The sequence below is a fragment of the Micromonospora sp. TSRI0369 genome (genome assembly GCF_001905625.1).
Lineage (GTDB): Bacteria > Actinomycetota > Actinomycetes > Mycobacteriales > Micromonosporaceae > Micromonospora > Micromonospora echinospora_A.
The window spans coordinates 652,923-678,099 of the sequence record NZ_LIVU01000005.1; the positions used below are offsets into that span (position 1 = coordinate 652,923).

Here is a 25,177-nt window from a genome sequence, read left to right on the forward strand (position 1 = left end):
CGCGCACCCGCGCCGCCGGGCGGTCCGTCAGTGCGCGACCGCTACCGCCGGATCCGCCTCCAGTCCGGCGAGCTGGGACGGCCGCACGACGACCAGCAGCACCGCCAGGGCGGCCACCATCCCGCCGGCCACCACCAGCGCCATCGCCACCGCGCCGGTGCCGAGCACGCCGACCAGCGGCGCCGCCACCGCGCCCACGCCGAACTGCACCGCACCGAGCAGGGCGGACGCGGTGCCGGCTGCCTCGCCGTGACGGGACAGGGCCAGCGCCGGGGCGTTCGGCATGGCCAGGCCCGCCGCCGCCAGCACCACCCACAGCGACACCAGCAGCGCGGGCAGGCCGCCGAAACCGGTCGCGGCGAACACCAGCAGCGCCAGCCCGGCCACCGTGCCCCCCGCCAGCGAGGCCACCAGGATCCACTGGGACGAGTAGCGGCGCAGCAGCCGCACGTTGTACTGGGTCGCGCCGATCAGGCCCACCGCGCCCGCCCCGAACGCCAGCCCGAACTCCTGCTCGTCGAGGCCGTACCCGTCCTGCAGGACGAACGACGAGCCGGCCACGTACGCGAACAGCGCCGCCATGGCCAGGCCGGCGACCAGGACCAGGCCGACGAAGACCCGGTCGCGCAGCAGCCCGCCGTAGTTCATCACTGTGGCCACGACTCCGCCGCGCTGACGGCGCGCGGGCGGCAGCGTCTCCGGCAGGGCGAGCGTGGCCAGCACGACGAGCAGCACGCCGAAGACGGCGAGGACCACGAACACGCCGCGCCAGTCCGTCCACCGCAGCACACCGCCGCCGAGCGTCGGGGCGAGGACCGGCGCCGCGCCCATCACCAGCAGCAGCCGGGACAGCATGGTGGCGAACGCCGACCCGCTGAACAGGTCACGCACCACAGCCATCGCGACGACGGCGGTCGCGGCGACGCCGAGGCCCTGCACGACCCGCAGCACGCCCAGGACGGCGACGTTCGGGGCGACCACGCACAGCGCCGACGCCACGATGTGCAGCAGCAGACCGGCGATCAGCGGACGGCGCCGCCCGACCGCGTCCGACAACGGCCCGATCAGCAACTGCCCGACGGCGAGCCCGGCGAGCGTCCCGGTGAGCGTCAACTGCACAGCCGCCGACGTGGTCGCGAAGTCCGCCACGATCGCGGGCAGCGCGGGCAGGTACATGTCGATGGTCAGCGGGCCCACCGCGATCAGCGAGCCCAGGACGAGCACGAGCCTCACGCGCTGACCTCGGCTCATCAGGTCACCCGGGGTGGGCGTCGGGGTGGCATCGGTCGTCTGGGGAACTTCCGTCCGGTCGGCGTGCGGCCGGGCAGAAGAGGGTGCGGCACTCACACCCTGAGTCAAATGCGTCTCCGGTGATCACATTCCCGCATCGGCGAGAGGTAACGCAGGTCACGCCGCTGCGACGCGGTCTCCGGCGCGACCGGCCGGCGCGCAACGTCGTTGCACGGCGTACCGGCGCGATCTAGGCTCGGACGGTCCGAGAAGCAGGGAGACCAGACATGGCGGGCGACGACGACATCTCCGGGTGAGCCCCGCAGATGCGACAGACCACCGGCACGCGCGAATGAGCGCCGTACGCCGTGGTCGCCGCGTCGTTCCCCGAGACCATGTCCTCCGCCGGGCGGCTCCGTTCCGCCTGCCCTCACTCCGAGGTTGTCTTCCCGATGTCACACTCCTTCGTCGTCTGCTCGAACCTGACCTTCTCCTGGCCGGACGACACCCCGGTCTTCCAGGACCTCTCCTTCACCCTCGGCGCGGGCCGGACCGGCCTGGTCGCGCCGAACGGCGCCGGCAAGAGCACCCTGCTCAAGCTGATCGCCGGTGAGCTCCGGCCCGCCGCCGGGTCGGTCACCGTCCACGGCGTGCCCGGGTACCTCCCGCAGAGCCTGCCGCTGTCCGGCGACCTGACAGTGGCGCAGGTGCTGGAGATCGCCCCGCTGATCACGGCGCTGCACGCCATCGAGGCCGGGGACGCCGACGAGCGGCACTTCACCACCATCGGCAACGACTGGGACATCGAGGAGCGCACCCGCGCCGAGCTGGACCGGCTCGGCCTCGGCGACCTCGCGCTCGACCGGCGGCTGGACACCTTCAGCGGCGGGCAGGTCGTCACGCTCGGCCTGGCGGCGCAACTGCTGAAGCAGCCCGACGTGCTGCTGCTGGACGAGCCCACGAACAACCTCGACCTCGACGCCCGGCACCGGCTGTACGACGTGCTGGAGCAGTGGACCGGCTGCCTGCTGCTGGTCAGTCACGACCGGGCGCTGCTGGACCGGATGGACCGCATCGCCGAACTGGACCGCGGCGAGATGCGGTTCCACGGCGGGAACTTCACCGCGTACGAGGAGGCGGCGCGCGCCGCGCGGGAGGTGGCGGAGAAGAACGTCCGCAACGCCGAGCAGGACCTCAAGCGGGAGAAGCGGGAGTTGCAGGAGGCCCGCGAGCGGGCGGCCCGCCGGGCCGGCAACGCCGCCCGCAACCTGAAGAACGCGGGGCTGCCGAGGATCGTCGCCGGCGGCATGAAGCGGGACGCGCAGGTGGCCGCGGGCAAGGCGAACGAGATGCACTCCGGGCGGGTCGACGACGCCCGGGCCCGGCTCGACGAGGCCGAGCGGGCGCTGCGCAACGAGCGGAAGATCTCGGTGGAGCTGCCCGCCACCGAGGTGCCGGCCGGACGCACACTGCTCGCCGCCGAAGGAGCGCAGATCCGGTACGGCGACCGGCAGCTGTTCGCCGCCGGTGGCGTCGACCTGACGATCCGGGGACCGGAGCGGATCGCCCTGCTCGGCGGCAACGGCGCGGGCAAGTCCACGCTGCTGCGCCTGATCAACGGCGACCTGGAACCCGAGCAGGGCCGGATCACCCGGGCCGACGGCCGCATCGCGTACCTGTCGCAGCGCCTCGACCTGCTGGACTCCGACCGTACGGTGGCGGAGAACCTGGCCGCGTTCGCGCCGCAGGCCCCGGACGCGCAGCGGATGAACCTGCTGGCCCGCTTCCTGTTCCGCGGCCCGCGGGCGCACCTGCCGGCCGGGGTGCTCTCCGGCGGCGAGCGGCTGCGGGCGACGCTGGCCTGCGTCCTGGGCGCCGAACCGGCGCCGCAGCTCCTGCTGCTCGACGAGCCGACGAACAACCTCGACCTGGTGAGCGTCGCCCAGTTGGAGAGCGCGCTCAACGCGTACCGGGGTGCGCTGCTCGTGGTCAGCCACGACGAGCGGTTCCTCGCCGCGATCGGGGTCGAGCGCTGGCTGCGGCTCGCCGACGGGCGCCTGGTGGAGACCGGTCCCCCGGACGCCGCCTGACCGGGCGCGGCGGCAGGTCAGGCGGGCGGGAGGCGGACGACGAACCGGCAGCCGCCGGTGACGTTGTGCGCGTGCACCCGCCCGCCGTGCGCCTCGACCAGGCCGCGCACGATGGCCAGGCCCAGCCCGCCACCGGCCGGCGCGGGCTGGTCGGCGCCGGCGGGTGTGCGGGCCCGTGTCCCCCGGAACGCCACGTCGAACACCCGGGGCAGGTCCGCTTCGGGGATGCCGCCGCAGGTGTCGGAGACGGCGAACCACACGTCGCCCTCGTCGTGCCCGGCGTCGACGCGCACGGTGCCGTCCGGCGGCGTGTACCGCACCGAGTTGACGAGCAGGTTCGTGACGACGCGGGCGAGTTCGGCCTCGGCGGCCCGGACCGTGGGCCATCCGGCCTCCGGGGCGAGCACGCGCACCCCCCGGTCGGCGGCCAGCGGCGCGGTGGCGGCGATCGCGTCGGACACGACGTCGCCGAGCGGCACCGGGGACAGTGCGGGCCGCAGCGCGCCGGCGTTGATCCGGGACAGCTCGAACAGGTCGTCGACCAGGCGCGTCATCCGGTCGGTCTCGACCCGGATCCGGTGGTGGTACTCGGCCACCGTCGCCGGGTCGTCGACCACCCGGTCCTCCAGCGCCTCCGCCATCGCCCGCAGGCCGGCCAGCGGCGTCCGCAGGTCGTGGGAGACCCAGGCGACCAGCTCGCGGCGGCCGGCCTCCAGCTGCCGTTCCCGCTGGCGGGCCTGGTCGGCCCAGACGGCCGCACGCGCCAGCCGGCGGGCGAACGCCACGCCGACTGCGAGGCTGACCGCCGCGGACGCCGCGACCGTCACGAGGACGACCTGCAGGTCGTGCGCGGACAGGAACATGGCCTGCGCGACGGCGGTGACGCCCGCCGTCACCGAGGCGATCGTGACCGCGAGCAGCACCGCGATGTGCGCGAGGATCGACCGGCGGCGCACCAGCCGCAGCGCGCCCACGCCGAGCGCGCCGACGACCGCGCCGGCCAGCAGGGCGTAGAACCCGATGACCAGCAGCTCGTTCACCGGGACTCCAGCGGCTCGTAGCGGTAGCCGACGCCCCACACGGTGACGATGCGGCACGGCCGCGCGGGACGGTCCTCGATCTTCTCCCGCAACCGCCGGACGTGGACGGTGACTGTCGACTGGTCGCCGAAGCGCCAGCCCCAGACGCGGTCCAGCAGTTCGGCCCGGGACCACGCGCGCCCCGGGTTCGCCAGCAGGAACGCGAGCAGGTCGAACTCCCGCACGGTCAGCGCCAGCGGGTCGTCGCCGCGCACGGCGACCCGCCGGTCGGCGTCGACGGTCAGGTCGCCGTCGCGCAGCACCCCGGCCGGTCCCCGGTCGTCGCGGGCCGTGCGCCGCAGCACCGACCGGATGCGCAGCACCAGTTCCCGTGGGGAGAACGGCTTCGTCACGTAGTCGTCCGCGCCGACCTCCAGCCCGGCGACCCGGTCGGCCTCGTCGCCGAGCGCGGTGAGCATGACGACGGGCAGTCCCGGCAGCCGGCGACGCAGCCGACGGCACACCTCGATGCCATCGAGGCCCGGCATCATCAGGTCGAGGACCACGAGGTCGGGCGGCTGTTCCCCAGCCGCGACGAGCGCGTCCGCCCCGTCGAAGGACAGCCGGACCCGGTAGCCGTCCTGTTCGAGATAACGGCGGACGACGTCGCTCACCGTCCGGTCGTCGTCGACGACGAGCACGTAGCGCTCCATGGGCCTGACGCTACCCACCGGCACCCCAATGCGGCGGCTCGCGGTCGGGCCGTAAGCGGACGGAAAGATCCTCCGGCCGGGTACGGCCCTACGGTTCACGACATGGGCAGAAGACGTGTGGTGTTGTCGGTGCTCGCCGTCGTGGTCGTCGCCGGCCTCGGGGTGAGCCTGTACCTGTTCCAGCCGTGGCGGCTGGTGACCGACCGCGAGGTGCGCGAGGCGCTGCCGTCGGTGACGGAGCCGCCGACGGCCGGCACGAGCGGCCCGCCGGTCACCGGCGGGGCGCCCGCCGACGTGGTCCTCGCCGCCGGTGACTTCGTCACCCACGAGCACGACACGTCCGGCCGGGTGCAGCTGGTCCGTCTCGCCGACGGCCGCCGCCAGTTGCTGCTGCGGGGCCTGAACACCTCGGACGGTCCCGACCTGCGGGTCTGGCTCACCGACCGGAAGGTGCTGTCCGGCCGCGCGGGCTGGCAGGTGTTCGACGACGGCCGCTGGGTGGAGCTGGGCCGTCTCAAGGGCAACATCGGCGACCAGGCGTACGACATCCCGGCGTCGGTGGACCTGGACGGGCTGCGCAGCGTGTCCATCTGGTGCAAGCGGTTCGCGGTGTCGTTCGGCGCGGCCCCGCTGGCCGCGGCGGGGACGGGATCGGCGCCGGCCTGATCGGCGTCTCAGCCGCGCCCCAGCAGGCGCAACGTGTTGCCGCCGGCCACCAGGGCGCGCTCGTCCGGGTCGAGGCCCGCGCCGCGCAGCGCCGCCTCGACCCGCTCCCGGGTGGTGTCCCGTTCGGCGACCGGCCAGTCCCCGCCGACGACCACGTGGTCGGCGCCGAGCAGGTCGGTGGCGAAGCGGATCGCCGACGGCGCGAAGCCCATGGTGTCGACGTACACGTGGGCGCGGCGATCGGGCGCGGTGAGCAACGCGCCCTCGTCCGTGGCGGCGGCCAGTGCCAGGCCGGCCACCCCGAGCATCGGGAAGACCACGTGCAGGCCGGGCAGCGTGGCCAGGACGCCGCCGGTGAGCAGGGACAGCAGCGCGGCGGCGTTTGTCGTGCCGCGGGCCAGCGATGTGCCGAGCCGGCCCAGGCCCGCGAACTCGGCGGTCAGCGTGGACCTGCTGATCGGATGCGCGAAGACCGGCACGCCCAGCTCGGCCGCGGCGGACAGGGTCGGACGGGCGGCCGGGTCACCGAGCAGCCGCCCGTCCGCGGCGGCGCAGTCGACGACGATGCCCGGCAGGCCCAGCTCGTGGACGGTCCGGGCCACCTCCCCGGCGGCCGCGTCGCCGCCGAAGGCGTCGATCGTGGCGAGCCCGGCGAGGCGGCCCGGATTCCCGGCGGCCACTGTGGCCAGATGGTCGTTGAGCCGCCGCTGGTCGTCCGGCCGCGTCCGTTCGCCGTGCGGTGTGACCATCGCCGGCGGGGCGCTGAGGACGCGCAGGTCCACGCCTTGCCGGCCGGACTCGGCGAGCAGGCCGTCGAGGTCGGCGACCCGCCGGACCGTGTCGGCCCAGCGGGCGGCGAGCACGCCGGTGGCGTTGTGCGGCAGCACCGCGGGATAGTCCGGACAGGCGTGGTGGGTGTGGAAGTCGGCGATGAGCATCAGACGTCGAGGAACGTGTAGGTGAAACCGCGCTCGGCCCGGCGCACGTATCCGGCCGCCGGGAACGGGAAATGCGCCGGCACGAGCAGGTCACCCGAGTCGGCGGCCCGTTCGAGCAGCCGGCGGCGCTGGTCGGCGGAGTCGCCCGGCACCACGCAGTAGCGGATGCTCCACTCCGGCCGTTCCAGTTGGACGCCGTGGTGCAGCATGTCGCCGGCGAACAGCGCCCGCTGCCCGGCCGACTCGACGACCAGGTAGACGTTGCCCGGCGTGTGGCCGAACGCCGGCACCAGGTGCACCTGCGGGGACAGCACGTGGTCGGCCTCGATCAGGTCGAGCACTCCGGCGTCGCGCAGCGGCAGGATGCTGTCGGCGATGTAGTCGCCGGTCCGTTGCATCGCTCGTGCGCCGTCCGGGCCGGTCCACCAGTCGAACTCTTCCCGGACCACCAGGTACCGGGCGTTCGGGAAGGTCGGCTCCCAGCCGCCGCGGCCGTCCGCGCTGGTGGCGAAACCGACGTGGTCGACGTGCAGGTGGGTGAAGACGACGGTGTCGATGTCGCCGAGCGACACCCCGGCGCGGGCGAACTGTTCCAGGAACGGCCGGTCCGCCCGGTCGAACACGCCACCGTTGCGCGGCTTGCCGTTGCCGCCGCCCGCGTCGACCAGGATCAGCCGGTCGGGCGTGCGCAGCAGGTGGGCCTCCTGGTTGAGCAGGATCCGGCCGTCGTGGGTGAACGGTTCCCGGGTGTAGAACGCGCCGTCGGTCCACGACTCGGTCGCCAGCTGCGGGAAGAACTCGGCCGGGTCCACGAAGTAGTCGACCTCGCGGATCGGGAAGACCTCGACCTCACCGACTCGGAAGGACCACAGCGGGCCCTCGCCGCCGCCGGTGTCGGTCCAGCGGGCGTTGCTCATACCATCTCGCTCTCGGGTGCGCGGCGAGCGTCCGGCTCGCCGTCGGGGGTACGGCGGACCTGCGTCCACACTCGGGTGCGCAGCTCGCCGAAGCGGGCGGAGGAACGGGTGCCGATCTGTTCCCGGTCGGCGGGCAGGTCGATCGGGATGTCGGCCTGGACGCCGGAGACGCCGGTGCCGAGCACCACGACACGCTGGCTGAGGTAGACCGCCTCGTCGATGTCGTGGGTGACGAAGACGATGGTCATGCCGTACCGCTTCCACAGCGCGGCCACCAGGTCCTCCAGGTCGGCGCGGGTCTGCGCGTCGACGGCGGAGAACGGCTCGTCCATCAGCAGCAGCCGGGGCCGGTAGGCGACCGCGCGGGCGATCGCGACGCGCTGCTGCATGCCGCCGGAGAGCTGCCAGGGGTACGCGTCGCCGGCCGCGCCGAGTCCGACCGCGTCGAGCGCGTCGGCGACGAGTTCCCGCCGCCGCGCCCGGCTCAGGTCCAGGTGCCGCAGCGGCAGCTCGACGTTCTGCCGGACCGTCTTCCAGGCGTACAGGCTGCGGCCGTACTCCTGGAAGACGACGCCGAGGCCGGGCGGCGGTTCGGTGACCGGACGGCCGCCGAACCGGACCTGTCCCGCCGTGGCCGGAAGCAGCCCGGCGACGATCTTGAGCAGGGTGGTCTTGCCGCAGCCGGACGGGCCGACGAGCGCGACGAACTCGCCCTCGGACACGGTCAGGTCGATCGCGGTCAGCACCTCGACGGTGCGTTCCCGGGCCCGGTAGGTCTTGCCGATCCCGGCGATCTCGAGCAGGGAGGTCATGGTCGCTCCGTGAGTTGTCCGGTGTGGCCGCGATGCCAGCGCAACGCGCGTCGCTCGACGAGCTCGAAGAGTTTGGCGAGCCCGAACCCGAGCAGGCCGATCAGCAGCACCCCGCTCCACATCTGCGGGATGGCGAAGCTGCGCTGGAACTGCACCACTGTGAAGCCCAGCCCGTCGGTGCTCATCAGCATCTCGCTGACCACCATCAGGATGATCGACAGGCCGAGGGCCTGCCGGGCGCCGGCGAAGATCTGCGGGCTCGCGCCGCGCAGCACCAGCAGGTGCCGGGTGCGGCGCGGCAGCCGGTACGCCGCGGCGGTCTCCAGCCCGACCTCGTCGGCGGCGCGGACGCCGTCGGCGGTGTTGAGCAGGATCGGCCAGACCGCGCCCACAGTGATGACGACCAGCTTGGTCGTGTCGCCGATGCCGACCGCCACCAGCAGCACCGGGATCAGCACCGGGGCGGGCAGCACCCGGAAGTACGCCAGCAGCGGGCCGGTCAGCGCGCGCGGCACCGCCCACCGCCCGATCACGAAGCCGAGGACGACGCCCGCGGCGAGCGCGATCGTGTAGCCGGCGGCGAGGCGCCACAGACTGGGCACCACGTCGCGGACGAACGTGTCGGAGAACCACACGTCCCGGAACGCCTCGACGATCGTGCGCAGCGGCGGCAGGAACACGTTGGTGCTGCCGTCGCTGGCCACCCACCAGGCGGCCACGAGCGCCGCGGGCAGGCCGAGCGCGTAGCCGAGGGCCTTCATGCCGGGGCCTCCCGGCGGGTCGCCACGTGCCAGTGCAGCAGCCGCCGTTCGGCCAGCCGGGCGAGCTGGTCGAGGCCGATGCCGAGCCCGCCGGTGAGCAGCACCAGCGCGTACATGCCCGTGGACTCGCCGGACTCCTGGCTGCTCCAGATCATCTCGCCGAGCCCGGCGGCGCCCATCACCAGCCCACCGGTCAGGGCCAGCGCCAGCGCGACCGAGACGATCAGGCGCAGCGCCGTGCCCAGGTACGGCAGCACCGTGGGCCAGGTGACGTGCACGATCCGGGCCAGCCGGCCGAGCCGGAAGGCGCGGGCGGTCTCGACCGCCACCCGGTCCACGTCGCGCAGGCCGTAGAGCACCTGGAACACGACTATCCAGAAGCACGACACGGCGACCAGCAGCACCGTGATCTGCCGGACGTCGAGCACGAGCACCAGCACCGGGATGAGCACGATCGACGGGACCGGCCGCAGGAAGTCGAGAGTGGAGGAGGTGGCCCGGCGCACCTGCGGCACCGAGCCGAGCGCGAACCCGGCCAGGATGCCGGCGAGCAGCGCGATGACCAGGCCGATCGCCACCGCCGTCAGCGTACGACCGGTCGCCGTCCAGAACCGTTCCCCGATGAGCAGGCGCAGCGCCTCGGGAACCACGGCACTCAGCGGCGGCACGTACGCCGGGTCGAAGAACAGGCGGGCGAGGATCTCGTAGCCCGTAGCCGCGCCCGCCAGGCCCACGGCGCCGAGCCACCCCCTTCTCACTTGAGGATCAGTTCGTCGAGGTCGGGTGTGGTGGTGATGAGCCCGTCGCGCTGGGCGTAGCCGGCGAGCTTCTCGGCCGCCTGCCGGCTGACCTCGTCACGCAGGCCGGTCAGGGTGATCTTCGCGGCCACCTCCGGCTTGATCTCGGTGAACGTGGGGATCTTCGCGCGCACCTCGTCCTCGTGGTCGCGGGCGTACGCGTACGCCTCCCGCACCGCGTCCCGGAACGCGGTGACGATCTTCGCGTTCTTCGAGGTGTAGGAGCCGGCCGCGTACCAGGCGGAGACCGTGAGGTCGGGCGCCAGGTCGGTGAAGCCCCAGCCGACCGGCACCGCGCCCTGCGCCTTGGCCGCCGACAGGAACGGCTCGACCACCCAGGCGCCGTCCACCCGGCCCGTGCTGACCGCGGCGGGCGCCTGCGGGAACGGGATCTCGACGAGCTTGACCTTCGCCGGGTCGCCGCCGTCGGCGCGGACCGCCTCGCGGGCCGCCGCGGCGGCGATGTTGGTAAGGACGTTGACCGAGACGGTCTTGCCTTCGAGCTGCTTGGCGCTGGTGATGCCGGAGTCGCCCTTGACCACCAGGGCGCCGTAGTCGGCACCCTCCTTGCCGGTGGACGCGGACGCCGGCACCACGGCCTTGACGTCGAGGCCCTTGGACCGGGCCACGATCAGCGTGGTGAGGTCGCCGGTGGCGAAGTCGACCTTGCCGGCCAGCACGGCCGGCACGGAGGTCAGGTCGGAGGTCTCGGTGTCGACCTCGACCTTGAGGCCGTGCTTGGCGAAGGTGCCCCGCTCCTGGGCCAGGTAGATGGGCGCGAGGTGGCCCAGCGGCGACGAGGCGAGCCGGACGGTGGTGAGGCCGTCGGCACTCGCCGCGGCGGGCGCGTCGTCCTGACCGCAGGCGGCGAGCGACGTGGTGAGCAGGACGGCGGCGAGGGCGCCGGCGATCCGGCGGCTACGGGTGGTCATGCGGTCGGCTCCTCAAAGCGCAGGCGCAGGTCGAGGTCGTGAACGTGGTCGGGGAACGGCACCGGGCCGCCGAGCGGCTCCGCGCCGATGCTGGAGACGGCCGCCTCCTCGATCGCCACGACGAGGCTCGCGGCGTGCCGGGCGGAGTCGCCGGCGACGAGCAGGCCGTGGTTGCCGAGCAGGATCGCGTACGTGCGGGGGTGCGCCGCGAACGTCTCGGCGATCGACCGCACCGCCTCCTCGGTGCCGCGGGGCGCCCACGGCGCGACCGGGATGTCGACCGGCTGGCCGTGCACCAGCAGGGCCTCGTACCGGGCCGGCAGCGACACACCGGCGAGGGCGTAGCTGGTGGCGTACGGCGAATGGGTGTGGATGACGGCGTTGACGTCGGGCCGGGCCTGGTAGACGCCGATGTGCATCTTCAGGATCGCGGCCACCGACGGGCTGGGAGTTCCCTCGTGGACGGTCCCGTCGAGGCCGACCACGACGACGTCGTCGTTGACGGTGCGCAGCGCGGGCGCCGCGACCCGCAGGTCGTCGGCGGGCCACGGGCGCAGCAGCTCGCCGGCGTTGACGAGCAGGCGGTCGTCGTGGCCGGGGATCCGGACGCTGATGTTGCCGTGTCCGCTGGCCGACATGGCCGAGGCGGCGAAGAGCTTGTTGATGCCGGCGGTCAGGTCGGCGCGGGCTTTCTGGACAGGGTCGTGCTGAGTCATGGCGTGTCGGGCCTTAAGGAGTCGGCCGTGCCCAGGGGGCACGACGAGGCGACGTGTGCGAAGCGAGCCGGTAGGGCTCAGCGGCAACAGAGCGCGCTGGAGGTACGGCCCTGGTCGAGGGCTCGTCGGGTGGTCAGCAGCGCGGGCATAACCCTACTATAACCCTAGGAAATGTAGGCGATCAAGGGGTGACCTGCTCAGCTCTCGCGTGACAGGATCGGTCAGGTGCCCAAGGTCAACGTTTATCTGCCCGACGCCCTCGCCGACCGCGTCCGCGACGCCCGGCTGCCGGTCTCCCGGATCTGCCAGACCGCGCTGACCCAGGCGCTGGACGGCGCCGTGGGCGCGACTCACGAGACACCCACCACCCGGACGCTGCCCGCCGGGCTCACCCTGACCCCGCCCGCCAACCACCACGTGGCGGCGATCCTGCACCAGGCGTACGCCCTCGCGTCCGCCTCCGGCGCGGGCACGGTGGAGCCGGTCCACCTGCTGCGGGCCTTCCTCGACGAGGGCGAGAGCCTGGTGCTGAACACCGTCGAACTGCTGGGCTTCCCCGCCGCCACGATCCGCGCGGCCCTGGGCGAGACCCCCGCCGCCACGGCGACACCGACCGATCCCGTCACGTCGCCGGCCGCCCTGGCGGTGCTGGCGGCCGCCGCCGAGCAGGCCACCGCGCACGCCTCGGCCGTCACCACCGGCAGCCACCTGTTGCTCGGGCTGTTGCGCGACGACGGCGAGGCGGGCGACGCGCTGCGCCGCACCGGGGTGACAGCTGTCGTCACGCCCGCCGCGCTCTCCGCCCTCTACCACGGCGTCGCGTTCGGGCGGATGCTGCCCGGACGCGACGCCGACACGACGGTCCTGCGCGTGATGATGCACGACGTCCTCGACCGGCTCGACCGGCTGCAGAAGCGGCTCGACGCGACCGACGCCTGACGCCCGACGCAGAGGTGGGCCGGTTTCGCATCGCTCTACCGAGGCGTCACCTCGGACCTCCGACCAGCGCGAAGTCGCGTCCACCCAGCGGACGTTACATTGACACTTTTCGTTACCACGGTGATAGTAACCGCACACCGTCACCACCAAGGACGCCGTCGCGTCAGTCGCTGGAGGACCGATGAGAAGGAGATCGAGCATCTACGCGGGGCTGGCGGCCGCCGTCGTTTCGGCCGCTTCCGTGATCATGGCGTTCGGCGCGACGCCCGCCGGCGCCGCGATCGGCGGCTCCGGCCCCTACCCCGCCGACTACGAAACCTCGTCCACCCTGGCCAACCACACCATCTTCCGGCCCCAGACACTCCCGTCCGAACGCCTACCCGTCCTGGTGTGGGGCAACGGCGCGTGCTCGGCCAACGGCCTGTCCCAGGGCAACTTCCTCCGCGAGATCGCCTCCCACGGCTTCCTCGCCATCGCCAACGGCGCGCCGAACGGCTCCGGCTCCACAAACGCCCAGATGCTCACCCAGTCCATCGACTGGGCGGTGGCGGAGAACTCCCGGTCGGGCAGCAAGTACTACAACCGGCTCGACACCACGAAGATCGCCGTCGCCGGCTTCTCCTGCGGCGGCCTGGAGGCGTACGCCGTCTCCAACGACCCGCGCGTCACCACGACCGGCATCTTCAGCAGCGGGCTGCTCAACGACGCCGACGACTACCAGTTGCGCAGGCTGACCAAGCCCATCGCCTACTTCGTCGGCGGGCCCAGCGACATCGCCTACCCCAACGCCATGGACGACTGGGGCAAGCTGCCGTCCGGGCTGCCCGCGTTCATGGGCAACCTCAACGTCGGGCACGGCGGCACCTACGACCAGCCCAACGGCGGCGAGTTCGGCCGGGTGGCGGTGCTCTACCTGAAATGGCGCCTGAAGGGCGACGTGAGCGCCGGAGCCAACTTCGTCGGCCCGGACTGCGGCCTGTGCCGTACCCAGTGGACGGTCCAGCAGAAGAACCTGACGCTCGACGGCGACCCGCCGCCCACCACGCCGCCGCCCACCACCCCTCCGCCCACGACGCCGCCACCCACGACTCCCCCGCCCACCACGCCGCCGCCCGGCGGCGGCCCGTCCTGTTCGGCCGCCTACGTGGTCCAGGACCAGTGGAACGGCGGGTTCGTCGCCACCGTCACCGTCACCGCCGGCAACACGGCGCTGACCGGTTGGCGCGTGACGCTCACCCTGCCGGGCGGAGCATCGATCAGCTCGCTGTGGAACGGCGTGCCCAGCGGAACCAGCGGCACCGTCACCGTGGCGAACCAGAGCTACAACGGGCGAGTCGGCGCGGGCCAGAGCACCACCTTCGGATTCCAGGGCGCCGGCAACGGCAGCGGCGCCACCGTCACGTGCGCCGGAAGCTGAGACACGACTGACACGGCGGCGACCGGCCGCGACCGGCCCTCCGGCAGGTGAGGAACGTCTCGCCGGACGCCGGGCGGTCGCCGGGCCGCCGTCGCGGCCGGTGCGAGCCCGCCGCCGGAAGGCCCCTGCTAGCGCGATCGGCAGGGGCCTTCGCCGGCCGGTCGGCGCACCGGAAGGCCATGTGCCGTAAGGCTTCCGGCCATGCCGACGAAGTTGACATAGTGGATGGGTGAGCTAGGGTTCCGCCCGGATGGTTGTCACCGGGACAGGGTCACCACGAGGACGGCATGACGGCACAGTGCAGTGGCTTCGACATCCGCTTGCTGGGCCCCCTCCGGGTCACGTTCGCCGGGCAGGAACTGACGATGCGGTCGGCCCAGCGCCGGGCCGTCTTCACCGCGCTGGCCCTCAGCCCGCAGCGGGGCCTGTCCAAGGACGAGCTGATCGCCGCCGTCTGGGGCGACCGGCCGCCGGCCAGCGCGCAGGGCAACCTCTACACGTACGTCTCCGCGCTGCGCCGGGTGCTCGAACCCGATCGCGGCCGCTGGTCCTCCGGCGGCGTGCTCACGTCCGAGGGTGGCAGTTACCGCCTGCACGTCGCGGCGGACACCGTCGACGTCCACCGTTTCGAGCGGCTGCGCGAACGCGCCCGCACGCCGCGCGCCGCCGGTGACGTGGCCGGCGAGCTGGCCGCGCTCGACGCCGCGCTCGCCCAGTGGCGGGGCGACGAGGCGCTGGTGGGCGTCCCCGGACCCCGGGCGGCCAGCCAGCGGATCCGGCTCGGCGAGCTGTACCTGACGTCGGTGGAGCGGCGGGCGGAGTTGCTGCTGGGCCTCGGGCGCGCCGCCGAGGTCGTCGACCGCCTGCTCGCGCTCGCCGACCGCCACCCCGGCCGGGAGAGCCTGTACGCGGTGACCATGCGGGCGCTCGCCGCGCAGGGCCGCACCGCCGACGCCCGCGCGCTCTACGCCACGCTGCGGGACCGTCTGGTGGAGGAGTCGGGCACCGAGCCCGGCGCCGCCGTCCGCCGGATCCACGAACAGATACTCGGCACGAATCCCACGGTGACGCGCGGACACAGCCCGGCGCCGCCCCCGCACCCCGGCTTCCAGGGGCGTACGGCTGCGCTGGCCCGGCTGCGGCAGGCGGTCACCGCGCTCACGGCCGGGCGCGGGGGCAGCGTCTGGATCAGCGGTGAGGCGGGCATCGGCAAGTCGGCGCTGCTCGCCGAAGGGCTGCGCGACGCGGCGCCGCTCGGCGTCCAGGTCGGCTGGGGCGTCGGCGACGAGCTGGCGTACCGGATGCCGCTGAGCATCGTGCTGGAGTGCCTGTCGCTGGGCGACGACGGCGGCCTGCCCGCCTCGCTGCACGCCTGCTCCGGCGGGGCGCCACCGACCATGACTGTCGTCGACACGGTCCAGCGGTTCGTGGTGGCGCGCTGCGCCGAGCGGCCACTGCTGCTGGTCCTGGACGACCTCCAGTGGGCCGACGACATGTCGCTGCTGGTCTGGCACGCGCTGCACAACCTCACCGGGCGGCTGCCGTTGCTGCTCGTCTCCGCCTGCCGCCCGGTGCCCGCCGGGTACGAGGTGCGTCTCCTGCGCAGGGTGCTGCCCCGCAACGGCACCGCGCTCGTCGAACTCGGGCCGCTGGACGACGACACGGCGACCCGGCTGGCGCGTTCCTGGGCCCGTCCGCCCGGCCCGGGCGCGGGCACCGTACGCGCGCTCGTCGCGGCCGCCGCCGGCAATCCGTTCTACCTCCGCCAGCTCGTGCTCGCCGACCGCGACGGCCGGACCGCCGACACGCCCGGGCCCGAGCTGACCGAAGCCGTCAACCGGCACCTGCAACCGCTTGCCGACGACACCCGGCAGCTGCTGCGGGCGATCGCGTTCCTGGGAAACAACTACCTGGTCACCGACCTCGCCGCGGTCACCGGCAGGTCGGCGCCGCAGCTCGTCCCGGCCGTGGAGGAGGCGCTCGCCGCCGGGGTGCTCGTCGAGGACGGCCGTCGCCTGCGGTTCCGGCACCCGGTGATCCGCCGGGTGCTGCGCGGCGCGATCCCGACCGCGCTGCGGGTGCTGATGCACAGGCAGTTCGCGCAGCGGATCGCCGAGGCCGGCGGCGACCTCGGCCGGGTCGCCGGCCAGCTGCTGGCCGGGCCTGTGCCGGTCGACGCCTGGGTGCAGGGTTGGCTGACCGCCCACGCCGCGCAGCTGAGCGACGCCGCCCCCGCGCCCGCCATCGCGGTGCTGCGGCACGCCGTCGCCTCGCCCGGCCTCTCCGCGTCGTCCCGCGAGGTGCTCACCGCGCAGCTGGCCCGGGTGCTGCACCGCTGCGGCCTTCCGGCCCGGGCCGAGGCGACCTGGGTGTCGGCGCACACCGCGGACGCCGCGACGTGCGCCGAGATGAGCCGGATCGCCGCCTCCGACAGCCCGCCCCGCAGCGCCGGGCCGGCGGTCGTCGGCCGCTCGTGACGCAACTGCGGGTCGACGTTCTGGGGCCGGTACGCGCCTGGAACGGCGAAGCCGAGATCGACCTGGGACCGGCCCGGCGGCGTGCCCTGTTCGCGATGCTCGCCGCGAACGCCAACCGGCCGGTCACCCGTGGCGAGCTGATCCGGGCGCTGTGGGGTGGCTCCGCGCCCGGCGCCGCGGCGGGCAACGTCTACACGTACGTCTCCGGCCTGCGGCGCAGCCTGGGCCGGGCCGGCGGACGGCTGCTGTCCGGCCGGGCCGGTTACACGCTGCGCCTCGACCCGGGCGCGCTCGACGCCGACCGGTTCGTGTCGCTGTGCGAGGCGGCCGAGGCGCCGGCCGCCGCGGGCCGGCCCGGCGAGGCCGTGGCGCTGCTCGACGAGGCGCTCGCGCTGTGGCAGGGCGACGCGTACGCCAACGTGGCCGCGCTGTTCGCGGAGCTCGACCGGCACCGCCTGGCGGAGCTGCGGATCGCCGCGGCGGAGCGGCGGGCCCGGCTGATCCTCGACGGTGGATGCGACGAGAGCCCGATCGCCGACCTGACCGCCCTGGTCCGCGACCACCCGCTGCACGAGCCGTTCCACGAGTTGCTGATGCGCGCGTTGCACCGGGCCGGTCGCGGCACCGAGGCGCTCGACGTCTACCACGCGGCGCGCCGGGTGCTGGCCGACGAACTGGGCGTCGAGCCCGGCACGGCGATGCGTGAGCTGCAGAGCCGGATTCTCACCGAGTCGGGGCCGCCCACGACCCCGGCCGCCGCCGTGGTCGCCCGGCCGGCCGTAAGGGGGGGTCGCCGCCTCGTCGGACGCGACGGCGAGCTGGCGCTGCTGCGCGGCCTGCTCGGTGAGGCGCGCGCGGGACGCAGCGCGATCGTGTGGATCGAGGGCGAGCCCGGCATCGGCAAGTCCGCGCTGCTGGACACGGCGCTGCACGAGGCGCGTGCCCTCGGCCTGCGGGTCGTGCACGGCGTCGCCGAGGAACTGAGCAGCCGCATCCCGCTGCACGTGATGCGCGCGGCGCTGGGCGAGGAGGCGGCGCCGCACGACGACCCGGACTCCGCCGTCGACCGGGTGCTCGCGCACGTCCGTCAGCTGACCGCCACCGGCCCGCTGGTGCTGGCCGTCGAGCGCCTCCAGTGGGCCGACGAGGCGAGCCTGCTGGCCTGGGAACGGCTGGCCGCGCTGACCCGGTGGCTGCCGCTGCTGCTCGTCGCGACGACCCGGCCCGAGCCCAGCCGCCGCGACCTGGCCCGGCTGCGGCGGGGCGTGGCGACACGCGACGGGCACCTGATGCGGCTCGCTCCCCTGCCGCGGTCGGACATCGAGCAGATCTTCGGCACGGCGGTGGGCGTCCCGCCCGGCGCCACGCTGCGGTCGCTGGCGCCGTTGACCGGGGGCAACCCGCTGTACGCGCGGGAGCTGGTGAGCGGTCTGGTGGCGGAGGACGGGGTCCGGGTGGTCGACGGGTTCGCCGAGGTCGACGCGCGGGCCGACGGCATGCCGCGCTCACTTGTGGACACCGTGCGGGCCAGCCTCGACCACCTCTCCCCCGGCACCCGGGAGGCACTGCGGTACGCGGCCCTGCTCGGCGACGAGTTCGCCGTCGCCGACCTCGCCGCGGTCACCGGGCGGACGCCGTTCGACCTGATGGCCGACCTGGAGGAGGCGGTTGCCGCGACCGTCCTCGTGGGCGCGGGCAGCGAACTGGCGTTCCGGCAGCCGGTGCTGCGGCGGGCGCTCGCCGGGAGCATCCCCGCCGCGCTGCGGCCGACCCTGCACAGGTACGCGGCGCAGGCGCTCGCGGACAACGGCAGCGCCGCCGTCCGAGTCGCCGAACACCTCCTCGCCGGGCCACCCGAGGTCGACGCCTGGCAGGTGGGCTGGCTGGTCGCGCACGGCGACGAGGTATCCCGGCAGGCGCCGGAGCCGGCCCGCGAGCTGTTCCGCCGGGCCCTGGCGAGCGGCCGGTGCCCGCCGGAACAGCGGGAGACGATCGCGGCCCTCCTGGACGGCCTCGGCGGGTAGCGCGCAACGCCGCCCGGCACGCCCGCGCAGCGCCGCGCGGGTGGCGGCGGCGTGCCCGGACAGCGGTGTGCCCGGACAGCGGCCTGCCCGGCCGGCGACGGGCGAGGGTAGCGGTGCGCGCGGGTGGCGGCTCAGCGCAGCCCGGGCACGCCGACGAAGCGGCGCGCCGCGGCCGGCGGGACCGGCGTACCCGGGCCGGCGCCGCCCGCGACGTGCCGGTCCAGGGCGGCGAGGGCCAGGGCGTCGTGCCGCGCCCGCTCGTCGGCCGTCGCGTCGCCGGCGGCCAGCTCACGCAGCAGCAGCCGGCCGCGAGCACCGGCGGCCGGCTCCCGCACGTGGAGCACCGCGAAAGCCGTGCCGGGCAGGAAGAGGACGCGGCCGGGTACGCCGTCGCCGGTCTCCAGCGCGCCCGTGCGCCGCCCGGTGGCCGACCAGATCAGCACCTCGACGTCGCCCGGCAGGTCGGCCGGCGGTTCGGCGAGCGCGTTGGTGAACCCCCAGTCGGTCAGCACCCGGCGCTGGGCGATCCGGCGCAGGTCCGCCGTGGCCACGGCGGCGGTGGCGTACGTGACGCCGGTGTGCACGGGCAGCGGGCGCGTCCCGGCGGCCACGCACCTGGCGAACGGCACGTGCCCACCCGGCTCGGCCGACCGCAGCGCCTGGTCGACGCCGTCCCCAGCGGCGGTGAGGTAGAGGCGGACCGCTGTCGCGTACTCCACCGCGTCCGCGCCGTCCGGCAGCGCCGGGTTCGCCGCGAGCACGCGGGCGACGTCGGCGGCGAGCGCGGCGATCTGGCGCCGGAACGCGCGGCGGAACCAGGCCCGCTCCTCGTCCAGGTCGGGACCGGGGCGCACGCCCCGCGCCTCGTCGACGGGGGTGCGCTGGAAGCGGGCGGGGGCCGCCGTGGCGCGGTGCACCGGCAGCGCCATCGTCGGAGCGCTCGCCCAGGTCACGCCACCGCCGCCCGCCCCGGCCACGGCGGGGAGGGCCACCTCGGCGGCCACCGGCGCGGCGACCGGACCGGGCACGGTGAGGTCGACCGGCGGCGGGGCGGGAACCGGGGGCACGGGGACCTGATCCGGCGCGTGCCGGCGCGTCGCGGACGCCGGGGCGAGCGGGCGCGCGGGCGCCACGAGCGAGGACGGCCGCACCGCCGTACGCCCGCGGGTGGCCGGGTCGAGCCGCGCGGCGAGGTCGCCGGCCAGTTCCCGGTGGCGGTCGGCCACCGCCGGCGCCGGGTCGTCCACGACCAGCCGGGCCTGTGCCGGGTCCAGCGGGACGGCGCGGATCCGGTCGGCGTCACGCGACGGCTGCGGGCCACGCAGCCAGAGGCCGGACGGGATCACCTCGACCACCGCGTCGTGGGCGTACTGGTAGACGCCGGGGCCGACCGGCTCGCCGAGTTCCGGTGGCGCGCGGTGGCTGAGGATGCGCGGCGTCACCGCCGCCCCGAGCGCCGCCCGGGGACCGTACGCCAGTTCCTGCGCGAACACCTGCCAGCCGGGCCCGCCGTCGGCGGTGACGGTGAACATGGCCGGGTCGTCCGGCCGGCCGGTGGGCACCCCGGTGAAGACCCGTACCGAGCAGCCCAGGACGTCGGCGAGCGCCTGACCGAACTGCTCGCCGTCGGGCAGCGCGACCGGACCGTACTGGATGAAGCGGGCGTGCTCGCGGCCCTCCGGCGCGAGCCCACGCCAGAACCGGGCGACGTCGTCGAGCCGCAGCGGGGCCGTGCCGGGACAGCCCACCAGGACCGGCATCGCGTGCGGCAGGCACGCCATGGCCGAGGTCAGGCGGCTGCCGTGCCCGGCGATCGCGGCGTCGTCGCGGCTCTCCCGCAGCCAGACGCCACCCGGCAGCGGCTCCACGGCGCAGGTGGAGCTGATGGTGAGATGGTCGGTGGCGGCCCCGTCCCAGGCCGGCGCCGGATAGCGCTTCGACTGCCAGGCCGGGGCCCGGCCGCGCCGGTAGCAGACCCAGCCGCCGAGGTCCGTGCCGTGCACGAAGAGCAGCCCGGCGGCGCCCGGGATCATCCGCCCGAACGGCGCGATCACCGGCCGGCCCAGCCGGTCGGAGAGCCACTGGCCGGCGAGCGCCCCGGTCTCGGGGCGCGCCCCGCAGACCACCAGCCGGATGCCCCGGCGCAGGCGCTGCCGGCGCAACTCGGTCGCGACCGTGTCCCAGACGTCGAAGGGCAGCTCGTGCTGCAGGTCGAGGATCACGATGTCGTTGTCCGGATCCGGGTCCACCGACAGCGCGACCGTACGGGCCTCCGGGCTGATCCGCTCCCGGGGATGCAGCACCAGAGCGTTCCCGACGGTGTGGCGGGTGATCACCTCAGATCATGCCGGAGCGCAGGGCGTAGGCGACCGCGTGTGAGCGGTTGCGCAGCTTCAGGCGGTGGTTGAGGCCGTAGATGACGTTCTTCACCGTACGTTCGGAGTAGCGCAGCTCGTCGGCGATCTCGTTGGTGTCGAAGCCCTCGGCCATCAACCGGAGCACGTCGATCTCGCGCGCGGTGAGGCCCGAGGCGTTCAGCCCGTTCGGGTTGAGCACGTCGCGCTGGAGCCGTTCGATGTGCTTGAGCAGTTCGCCCACCAGGTTCGGGGGCAGCACCCCGCCGCCGGAGGCCGCCGCCAGCACGCTGTGCGCGAGGCGTTCGGCGGTGACCGCCGCCCGTGGCAGGACCGCCACCACCCGGCACTCCACAGCGGTCAGCAGTTCCTGCTCGCTGATGTCGGTGGTGACCAGCACGACGGGCGCGCCGATCTCGGTCGCGGCGAGGCGCAGCATGGCGATCACGTCGGTGGTGAGGCGGTCCGCCGCGACGATCAGCACCTGCGCGCGGGTCCGGTCCGCGCTGTCCAGCAGCGTGACGTCCGACCGCGACCGGAGGTGGGCGGTCAGCCCGGTGTGGGTCAGCGGGTCCGGCGCGTGCACAAAGACGGCAACTTGCTCCACAGCCATCTCCATCACTGTCAGTAGGGGCTGACAGTCTCGTGGAGACTCCTTCAGGAAATCTCCACAGTGGCGCCGCAGGACGCGGCAACCCGTGAAGATGTGCACGTAAGCGCTGGTCAGACTTTTTTCAGTCAGTGAAGATTGATTTCGACGGGACCCATCTTCTCCGTGGCGAGCTTCCCGGCGTTAGCGGCGGCGGCCTGGATCGCCTCCATGATCGCCGCTTGAAGTGACGCCGCGTCACGCTGCTCGTATACCCGGGGGTCGACCCGGACGGCCTGGACCTTGCCCAGGCCACTGGCCATCACCACGACCGTCGCGTCCTGGGAACGGCCGGTGACGATCGCCTTCTCCAGCTCCGTCTGCGCGGCGCGCATCTGGTCCTCGAGCCGCTGCGCGTTCGCCATGAACTCCTGGAACGAGGGTGGGATCGGCTTGGATTCGGGCTGCATGCCGGGCCTTTCTGTCTGCGTGGGGCGGGTGGTCAGCCGACGGCGGCCAGGCCACCGAGACGCTCGCCGACCGGGGGCGGCGGCGCGGCCAGGTCGGCGAGCGCGAGCGTGCGGGAGCCGGTGCGGCGGGTCAGGGTGAGCGAGAACTGGTGTGCGGCGTGGACGGTGCGCTCGGGCAGCTGACCGGCCATCCGGGCCAGCGCCTCCCGGACGTCGTCCGGGACTTCGTGGCCCCGCCGCACCAGATGCCGCAGCACGATCTCGGCCAGCTCGTCGGTGCTGAACTCGGGCACCGACCACTGCTGGCCGAACACCTCGTTCACCGCGGGCACCGCGGCCCGCAGGCTCGCCAGCGCCGGCTCCTCGCCGGTCAGCACCACCACCGGGTCGCCGAGCCGGGAGCGCATCTGCGTGACGAGCGCCTCGGCGATCTCCGGCGCCGCACCGGACCCGTCGTCGGCGTAGTCGAGCTGGAGCACACCCCCGGCCGCGTCGTCGAGGACCGCGGCCACCAGGCTGGCCGCCTGGCCGGGCCACTGCGGCGCCAGCTCCCGGCGCGTGCTCACCCGCACCAGCTGGCCGACCGGCACCAGGCCCAGCTCGGACAGGCAGGCCGCGTAGAGCCGGGCGTACTCGCTCCGGCCGCTGCCGGCCACGCCGCCGATCAGCACGTTTCCGGTACGGCCGGGGCCGCGCCGGCGGTTGCGTCCCTCGCAGAGCCGCAACAGCGTCTGCCCGGCCGCCTCCTTCACCCGCTGCCCGCCGACCAGCCCGCAGATCCGCTTCCAGCTACGGGCCGCGTTTATGGCGCCGGTGGGGTCGGTCGCCGCGTCGGGCTGCTCACCGGGCTCGACCGGCAGGTCCTCCAGCAGCGCCAGCTCGGGCTCGACATCGGCGGCGGTGAGCCGGTTCAGCTCGTTGTCCTTCGTCGGCGGGTTGGCCGCCAGCCGGGACGCCTGGTTGTTGATCAGCGCCTCGAACAGCTTGCGGGCGACCCGGCCGTTGCCGAACGTCGCGTTCCTCGGCACCCGGGTGAAGTACGCGGTCAGCGCGTCCACCGCGTCGTCGGTCAGCTCGTAGTAGTGCTTGCTGACCAGGTTCGAGGTGATGGTGACGAGCTCCTCGACCGAGTAGTTCGGGAACTCGATGGTGCGCGTGAAGCGGGACGCCATACCGGGGTTGGAGGCGAGGAACTGCTCCATCAGCTCGGAGTACCCGGCCACGATGACCACCAGTTCGTCGCGGTGGTCCTCCATCATCTTCATCAGCGCGTCGATGGCCTCCTGGCCGAAGTCCGGGCCCGAGCCGCCCGAGCCGCTGGACAGCGTGTACGCCTCGTCGATGAACAGCACGCCGCCGAGCGCCTTGGTCACCAGCTCGGTGGTCTTGATCGCGGTGGAGCCGATGTACTGGCCCACCAGGTCGGCCCGCGCCGCCTCCACCATGTGGCCCTTGGACAGGATCCCCAGTTCCTTGAGCACGGAGCCGTAGAGGCGGGCCACTGTGGTCTTGCCCGTACCGGGCGGACCGGCGAAGACCAGGTGCCGGCTCATCGGCGGCATCGGCAGGCCCATCTGGAGCCGCACCTGCGACATCTTGATCAGGTTGATCAGCGCGGTGACCTCCTGCTTCACCCCGCGCAGACCGATCAGCCCGTTCAACTCGCGCAACGGCTCGCTCAGCTCGTCGCCGCCGCTCTCCTCCGCCGTACCGCCGTCGCCGGCCGGCGGGACGGGCACCGGGCCGGGGACCGGCGGCGGCGTGGCCTGCTGACGGCCCACCGTCAGCGCCTCGGCGGTCACCGTGGCGCCGGGCGCCCGGCGCACGTCCTCGCCGCCGCTGTCGCGCACCACGCAGCGGGTGAGCGCGATCGGCTCCTCGGTGTCCACGCCGATGCCGGCCGCGCCGCTGCCGAGCACCTCGCCGTCGGTGACGGACCCGCGGGACCCCGCCTCGAAGACCACACCGTCCGCCCGGGCGTCGCGCACCCGGACCTGGGTGACTGTCGCCGAGCCGGTCACCCGCAGGCCGTCCCGGGCCGCGTCGGCGATCTCGCTGTCGCCCAACTGGAGAGCACCCTCGACGAGTACGCCGGAGCCCCGCAGCAGGGCCGCGCGCAGCGTCAGGTCGGCGCCGGGGCCCACCCGCACGCAGGCGGCCCCCGTACCGGTGAAGCGGGCCTCCCGCACGACGGCCCGCGCGGGGCCGGTCAGCGTGAGCGCGGACGCGTCCCCGGCGTCGACGGCCAGGTCGGCGCCCTCCAGCGAGGCCCCGTCCTGGACCAGCAGCCCGGCGCCCGCGGTGATCTCGGCTCGCAGCCGCTGCATGACGACAGTCGACTCACCGGTGAGCACGGCGACGTGCTCCCGCGTGCCCCGGACCGTCAGCCCGAGGAAACGCGGAGCGCCGCCGCTGACCGCGACGCCGACCGGCGAGTCCAGGACGGTGCAGTCGGTGAAGGTCGGCCGCCCGGCGCCGAGCACCTGCACGGCGGTGTGCCCGGCCCCGCCGAACGTGCAGTTCCGGAACGACGGCGACGCGCCCTCGGCGATGTGCGCCGACTGCACCGCGGCGCCGGTGAACGTCGAGTCGCTGATCTGCACGTCGGCCTCGCCACGGACGAAGACGTCGACGTTTCCGCTTCCGGTGACGGTCAGGCCGCGGATGCGGGCCCAGGCGCGCTGCTCGACCACGAGAGCCGGCTTGCCCGCCCCGGCGATCTCGCACTGCTCGACGGTGAGCCGGGCGTCGCCGCCCACGCAGACGCTGTTCGCGCCGGCCGTCCGCAGGCGGCAGCGGCGCAGGGTCAGGGCGCTGCTCTCCCCCGCCACGACGCTGCTCGTGGCGACGTCGTGGACGACAGTGTCCTCGATCGTGCTGGACCCGGCCGACATCACCACCACGCCCGCGCCGGCCGAGCTGGTCACGTCGCAGCCGCGCAGGGCCACACTGCCCTGCATACGCGCCAGCAGCGTGACCCAGGAGGCGCCGCTGACCCGGCAGTCGTCCAGCGCCACCTCGCCCGCGTACACGTCGACGGCGGCCAGCGTGGCGTCGGCGCTGCCCAGCGTGATGCCGCGCAACTGGGCGCCCTCACCGCGGACGACGAGGACGCTGCCCTCCTCCACGTGCACCTCGACGGTGCCGGGCTGGACCGCGCTGATCGTCACCCGGTCGCCGACCACCAGCTTCTCGACGTACCGGCCGGGGTGGACGTTGATGGTGGCGCCGGGCTCGGCCCGGGACAGCGCCGAGCCGATGGTCGGATAGGAGCCCGCCTTGCGGTCTCCCACCACGAGAACCTGCCGACTCACGG

Annotated in this window: 20 protein-coding genes; 6 read left to right on the forward strand and 14 right to left on the reverse strand. The window is 74.2% G+C overall.

Annotated elements, in window-relative coordinates:
- Nucleotides 1-27 precede the first annotated feature (27 nt).
- On the reverse strand, nt 28-1,251 hold the full coding sequence (locus tag AMK25_RS20340) for a multidrug effflux MFS transporter (RefSeq protein ID WP_073829899.1): 1,224 nt from the start codon (nt 1,249-1,251) through the stop codon (nt 28-30).
- A 431-nt stretch (nt 1,252-1,682) separates the two neighbouring features.
- On the opposite strand from AMK25_RS20340, the gene abc-f reads away from it, so the two are divergent.
- Entirely contained in the window at nt 1,683-3,320 is a 1,638-nt protein-coding gene (gene abc-f / locus AMK25_RS20345) for a ribosomal protection-like ABC-F family protein (RefSeq protein WP_073830068.1), read from the forward strand.
- A gap of 17 nt (nt 3,321-3,337) precedes the next feature.
- Here the strand turns inward: abc-f and AMK25_RS20350 are convergent, their stop codons facing one another.
- Both AMK25_RS20350 and AMK25_RS20355 read right to left on the reverse strand, forming a co-directional pair.
- Nucleotides 3,338-4,360 (reverse strand): sensor histidine kinase, encoded by a 1,023-nt coding sequence (locus AMK25_RS20350; RefSeq protein ID WP_073829900.1) that lies wholly within the window; start codon nt 4,358-4,360, stop codon nt 3,338-3,340.
- Entirely contained in the window at nt 4,357-5,052 is a 696-nt protein-coding gene (locus AMK25_RS20355; RefSeq protein WP_073829901.1) for a response regulator transcription factor, read from the reverse strand. Before AMK25_RS20355 ends, AMK25_RS20350 begins: the two co-directional genes overlap by 4 nt.
- 102 nt (nt 5,053-5,154) lie before the next feature.
- Here AMK25_RS20355 and AMK25_RS20360 point away from each other — a divergent pair, with 102 nt between their 5' ends.
- On the forward strand, nt 5,155-5,718 hold the full coding sequence (locus tag AMK25_RS20360) for a DM13 domain-containing protein (RefSeq protein ID WP_073829902.1): 564 nt from the start codon (nt 5,155-5,157) through the stop codon (nt 5,716-5,718).
- An 8-nt stretch (nt 5,719-5,726) separates the two neighbouring features.
- Here the strand turns inward: AMK25_RS20360 and AMK25_RS20365 are convergent, their stop codons facing one another.
- Genes AMK25_RS20365 through AMK25_RS20395 form a run of 7 tightly spaced genes read right to left on the reverse strand, consistent with a single transcriptional unit; the run spans nt 5,727 to nt 11,591 of the window.
- Nucleotides 5,727-6,656 carry an amidohydrolase family protein gene (locus AMK25_RS20365; protein WP_073829903.1) on the reverse strand — a complete coding sequence of 310 codons (930 nt, stop codon included), beginning with the start codon at nt 6,654-6,656 and terminating at the stop codon, nt 5,727-5,729.
- Entirely contained in the window at nt 6,656-7,573 is a 918-nt protein-coding gene (locus tag AMK25_RS20370) for an MBL fold metallo-hydrolase (RefSeq protein WP_073829904.1), read from the reverse strand. Before AMK25_RS20370 ends, AMK25_RS20365 begins: the two co-directional genes overlap by 1 nt.
- Complete coding sequence (locus AMK25_RS20375) at nt 7,570-8,385, reverse strand: ABC transporter ATP-binding protein (RefSeq protein WP_073829905.1); 816 nt, start codon at nt 8,383-8,385, stop codon at nt 7,570-7,572. The genes AMK25_RS20370 and AMK25_RS20375 overlap by 4 nt, the downstream gene beginning before the upstream one ends.
- Nucleotides 8,382-9,146: an ABC transporter permease gene (locus AMK25_RS20380; RefSeq protein ID WP_073829906.1), complete on the reverse strand. Its 765-nt coding sequence runs from the start codon at nt 9,144-9,146 to the stop codon at nt 8,382-8,384. Before AMK25_RS20380 ends, AMK25_RS20375 begins: the two co-directional genes overlap by 4 nt.
- The gene (locus AMK25_RS20385) at nt 9,143-9,904 is read right to left on the reverse strand and encodes an ABC transporter permease (RefSeq protein ID WP_073829907.1); all 762 of its coding nucleotides are present in this window, start codon (nt 9,902-9,904) and stop codon (nt 9,143-9,145) included. Before AMK25_RS20385 ends, AMK25_RS20380 begins: the two co-directional genes overlap by 4 nt.
- A complete protein-coding gene (locus AMK25_RS20390) occupies nt 9,901-10,875 on the reverse strand; it encodes an ABC transporter substrate-binding protein (RefSeq protein WP_073829908.1) in 975 nt (324 codons plus the stop codon). Before AMK25_RS20390 ends, AMK25_RS20385 begins: the two co-directional genes overlap by 4 nt.
- Complete coding sequence (locus AMK25_RS20395) at nt 10,872-11,591, reverse strand: class II aldolase/adducin family protein (protein WP_073829909.1); 720 nt, start codon at nt 11,589-11,591, stop codon at nt 10,872-10,874. Before AMK25_RS20395 ends, AMK25_RS20390 begins: the two co-directional genes overlap by 4 nt.
- A gap of 225 nt (nt 11,592-11,816) precedes the next feature.
- On the opposite strand from AMK25_RS20395, the gene AMK25_RS20400 reads away from it, so the two are divergent.
- The 4 genes from AMK25_RS20400 to AMK25_RS20415 all read left to right on the forward strand — a co-directional run bounded on the left by AMK25_RS20400 (nt 11,817) and on the right by AMK25_RS20415 (nt 18,448).
- Nucleotides 11,817-12,530: a Clp protease N-terminal domain-containing protein gene (locus AMK25_RS20400; protein WP_073829910.1), complete on the forward strand. Its 714-nt coding sequence runs from the start codon at nt 11,817-11,819 to the stop codon at nt 12,528-12,530.
- 181 nt (nt 12,531-12,711) lie between these two features.
- Entirely contained in the window at nt 12,712-13,947 is a 1,236-nt protein-coding gene (locus AMK25_RS20405) for a cellulose binding domain-containing protein (RefSeq protein ID WP_073829911.1), read from the forward strand.
- A gap of 287 nt (nt 13,948-14,234) precedes the next feature.
- On the forward strand, nt 14,235-16,424 hold the full coding sequence (locus AMK25_RS20410) for a BTAD domain-containing putative transcriptional regulator (protein WP_073829912.1): 2,190 nt from the start codon (nt 14,235-14,237) through the stop codon (nt 16,422-16,424).
- Nucleotides 16,421-18,448 (forward strand): BTAD domain-containing putative transcriptional regulator, encoded by a 2,028-nt coding sequence (locus tag AMK25_RS20415; protein ID WP_073830069.1) that lies wholly within the window; start codon nt 16,421-16,423, stop codon nt 18,446-18,448. Before AMK25_RS20410 ends, AMK25_RS20415 begins: the two co-directional genes overlap by 4 nt.
- A 131-nt stretch (nt 18,449-18,579) precedes the next feature.
- Here the strand turns inward: AMK25_RS20415 and AMK25_RS20420 are convergent, their stop codons facing one another.
- The 4 genes from AMK25_RS20420 to AMK25_RS20435 form a co-directional block, all read right to left on the reverse strand.
- Nucleotides 18,580-20,784, reverse strand: coding sequence for a hypothetical protein (locus AMK25_RS20420; protein ID WP_073829913.1), 2,205 nt, complete (start codon nt 20,782-20,784; stop codon nt 18,580-18,582).
- 1 nt (nt 20,785) lies between these two features.
- The gene (locus AMK25_RS20425) at nt 20,786-21,421 is read right to left on the reverse strand and encodes a helix-turn-helix transcriptional regulator (protein WP_184685237.1); all 636 of its coding nucleotides are present in this window, start codon (nt 21,419-21,421) and stop codon (nt 20,786-20,788) included.
- A gap of 119 nt (nt 21,422-21,540) precedes the next feature.
- A complete protein-coding gene (locus AMK25_RS20430; RefSeq protein ID WP_370013514.1) occupies nt 21,541-21,840 on the reverse strand; it encodes a YbaB/EbfC family nucleoid-associated protein in 300 nt (99 codons plus the stop codon).
- Between the two features lie 53 nt (nt 21,841-21,893).
- Nucleotides 21,894-25,175 (reverse strand): right-handed parallel beta-helix repeat-containing protein, encoded by a 3,282-nt coding sequence (locus AMK25_RS20435; protein ID WP_073830071.1) that lies wholly within the window; start codon nt 25,173-25,175, stop codon nt 21,894-21,896.
- Between the last annotated feature and the right edge of the window lie 2 nt (nt 25,176-25,177).

Excerpts from the sequence above, each read along its gene's own strand:
- AMK25_RS20340 (WP_073829899.1), bottom strand. The coding sequence starts at position 1,251 with ATGAGCCGAGGTCAGCGCGTGAGGCTCGTGCTCGTCCTGGGCTCGCTG.
- abc-f (WP_073830068.1), top strand. The coding sequence starts at position 1,683 with ATGTCACACTCCTTCGTCGTCTGCTCGAACCTGACCTTCTCCTGGCCG.
- AMK25_RS20355 (WP_073829901.1), bottom strand. The coding sequence starts at position 5,052 with ATGGAGCGCTACGTGCTCGTCGTCGACGACGACCGGACGGTGAGCGAC.
- AMK25_RS20360 (WP_073829902.1), top strand. The coding sequence starts at position 5,155 with ATGGGCAGAAGACGTGTGGTGTTGTCGGTGCTCGCCGTCGTGGTCGTC.
- AMK25_RS20365 (WP_073829903.1), bottom strand. The coding sequence starts at position 6,656 with ATGCTCATCGCCGACTTCCACACCCACCACGCCTGTCCGGACTATCCC.
- AMK25_RS20370 (WP_073829904.1), bottom strand. The coding sequence starts at position 7,573 with ATGAGCAACGCCCGCTGGACCGACACCGGCGGCGGCGAGGGCCCGCTG.
- AMK25_RS20375 (WP_073829905.1), bottom strand. The coding sequence starts at position 8,385 with ATGACCTCCCTGCTCGAGATCGCCGGGATCGGCAAGACCTACCGGGCC.
- AMK25_RS20380 (WP_073829906.1), bottom strand. The coding sequence starts at position 9,146 with ATGAAGGCCCTCGGCTACGCGCTCGGCCTGCCCGCGGCGCTCGTGGCC.
- AMK25_RS20390 (WP_073829908.1), bottom strand. The coding sequence starts at position 10,875 with ATGACCACCCGTAGCCGCCGGATCGCCGGCGCCCTCGCCGCCGTCCTG.
- AMK25_RS20395 (WP_073829909.1), bottom strand. The coding sequence starts at position 11,591 with ATGACTCAGCACGACCCTGTCCAGAAAGCCCGCGCCGACCTGACCGCC.
- AMK25_RS20405 (WP_073829911.1), top strand. The coding sequence starts at position 12,712 with ATGAGAAGGAGATCGAGCATCTACGCGGGGCTGGCGGCCGCCGTCGTT.
- AMK25_RS20410 (WP_073829912.1), top strand. The coding sequence starts at position 14,235 with ATGACGGCACAGTGCAGTGGCTTCGACATCCGCTTGCTGGGCCCCCTC.
- AMK25_RS20425 (WP_184685237.1), bottom strand. The coding sequence starts at position 21,421 with ATGGAGATGGCTGTGGAGCAAGTTGCCGTCTTTGTGCACGCGCCGGAC.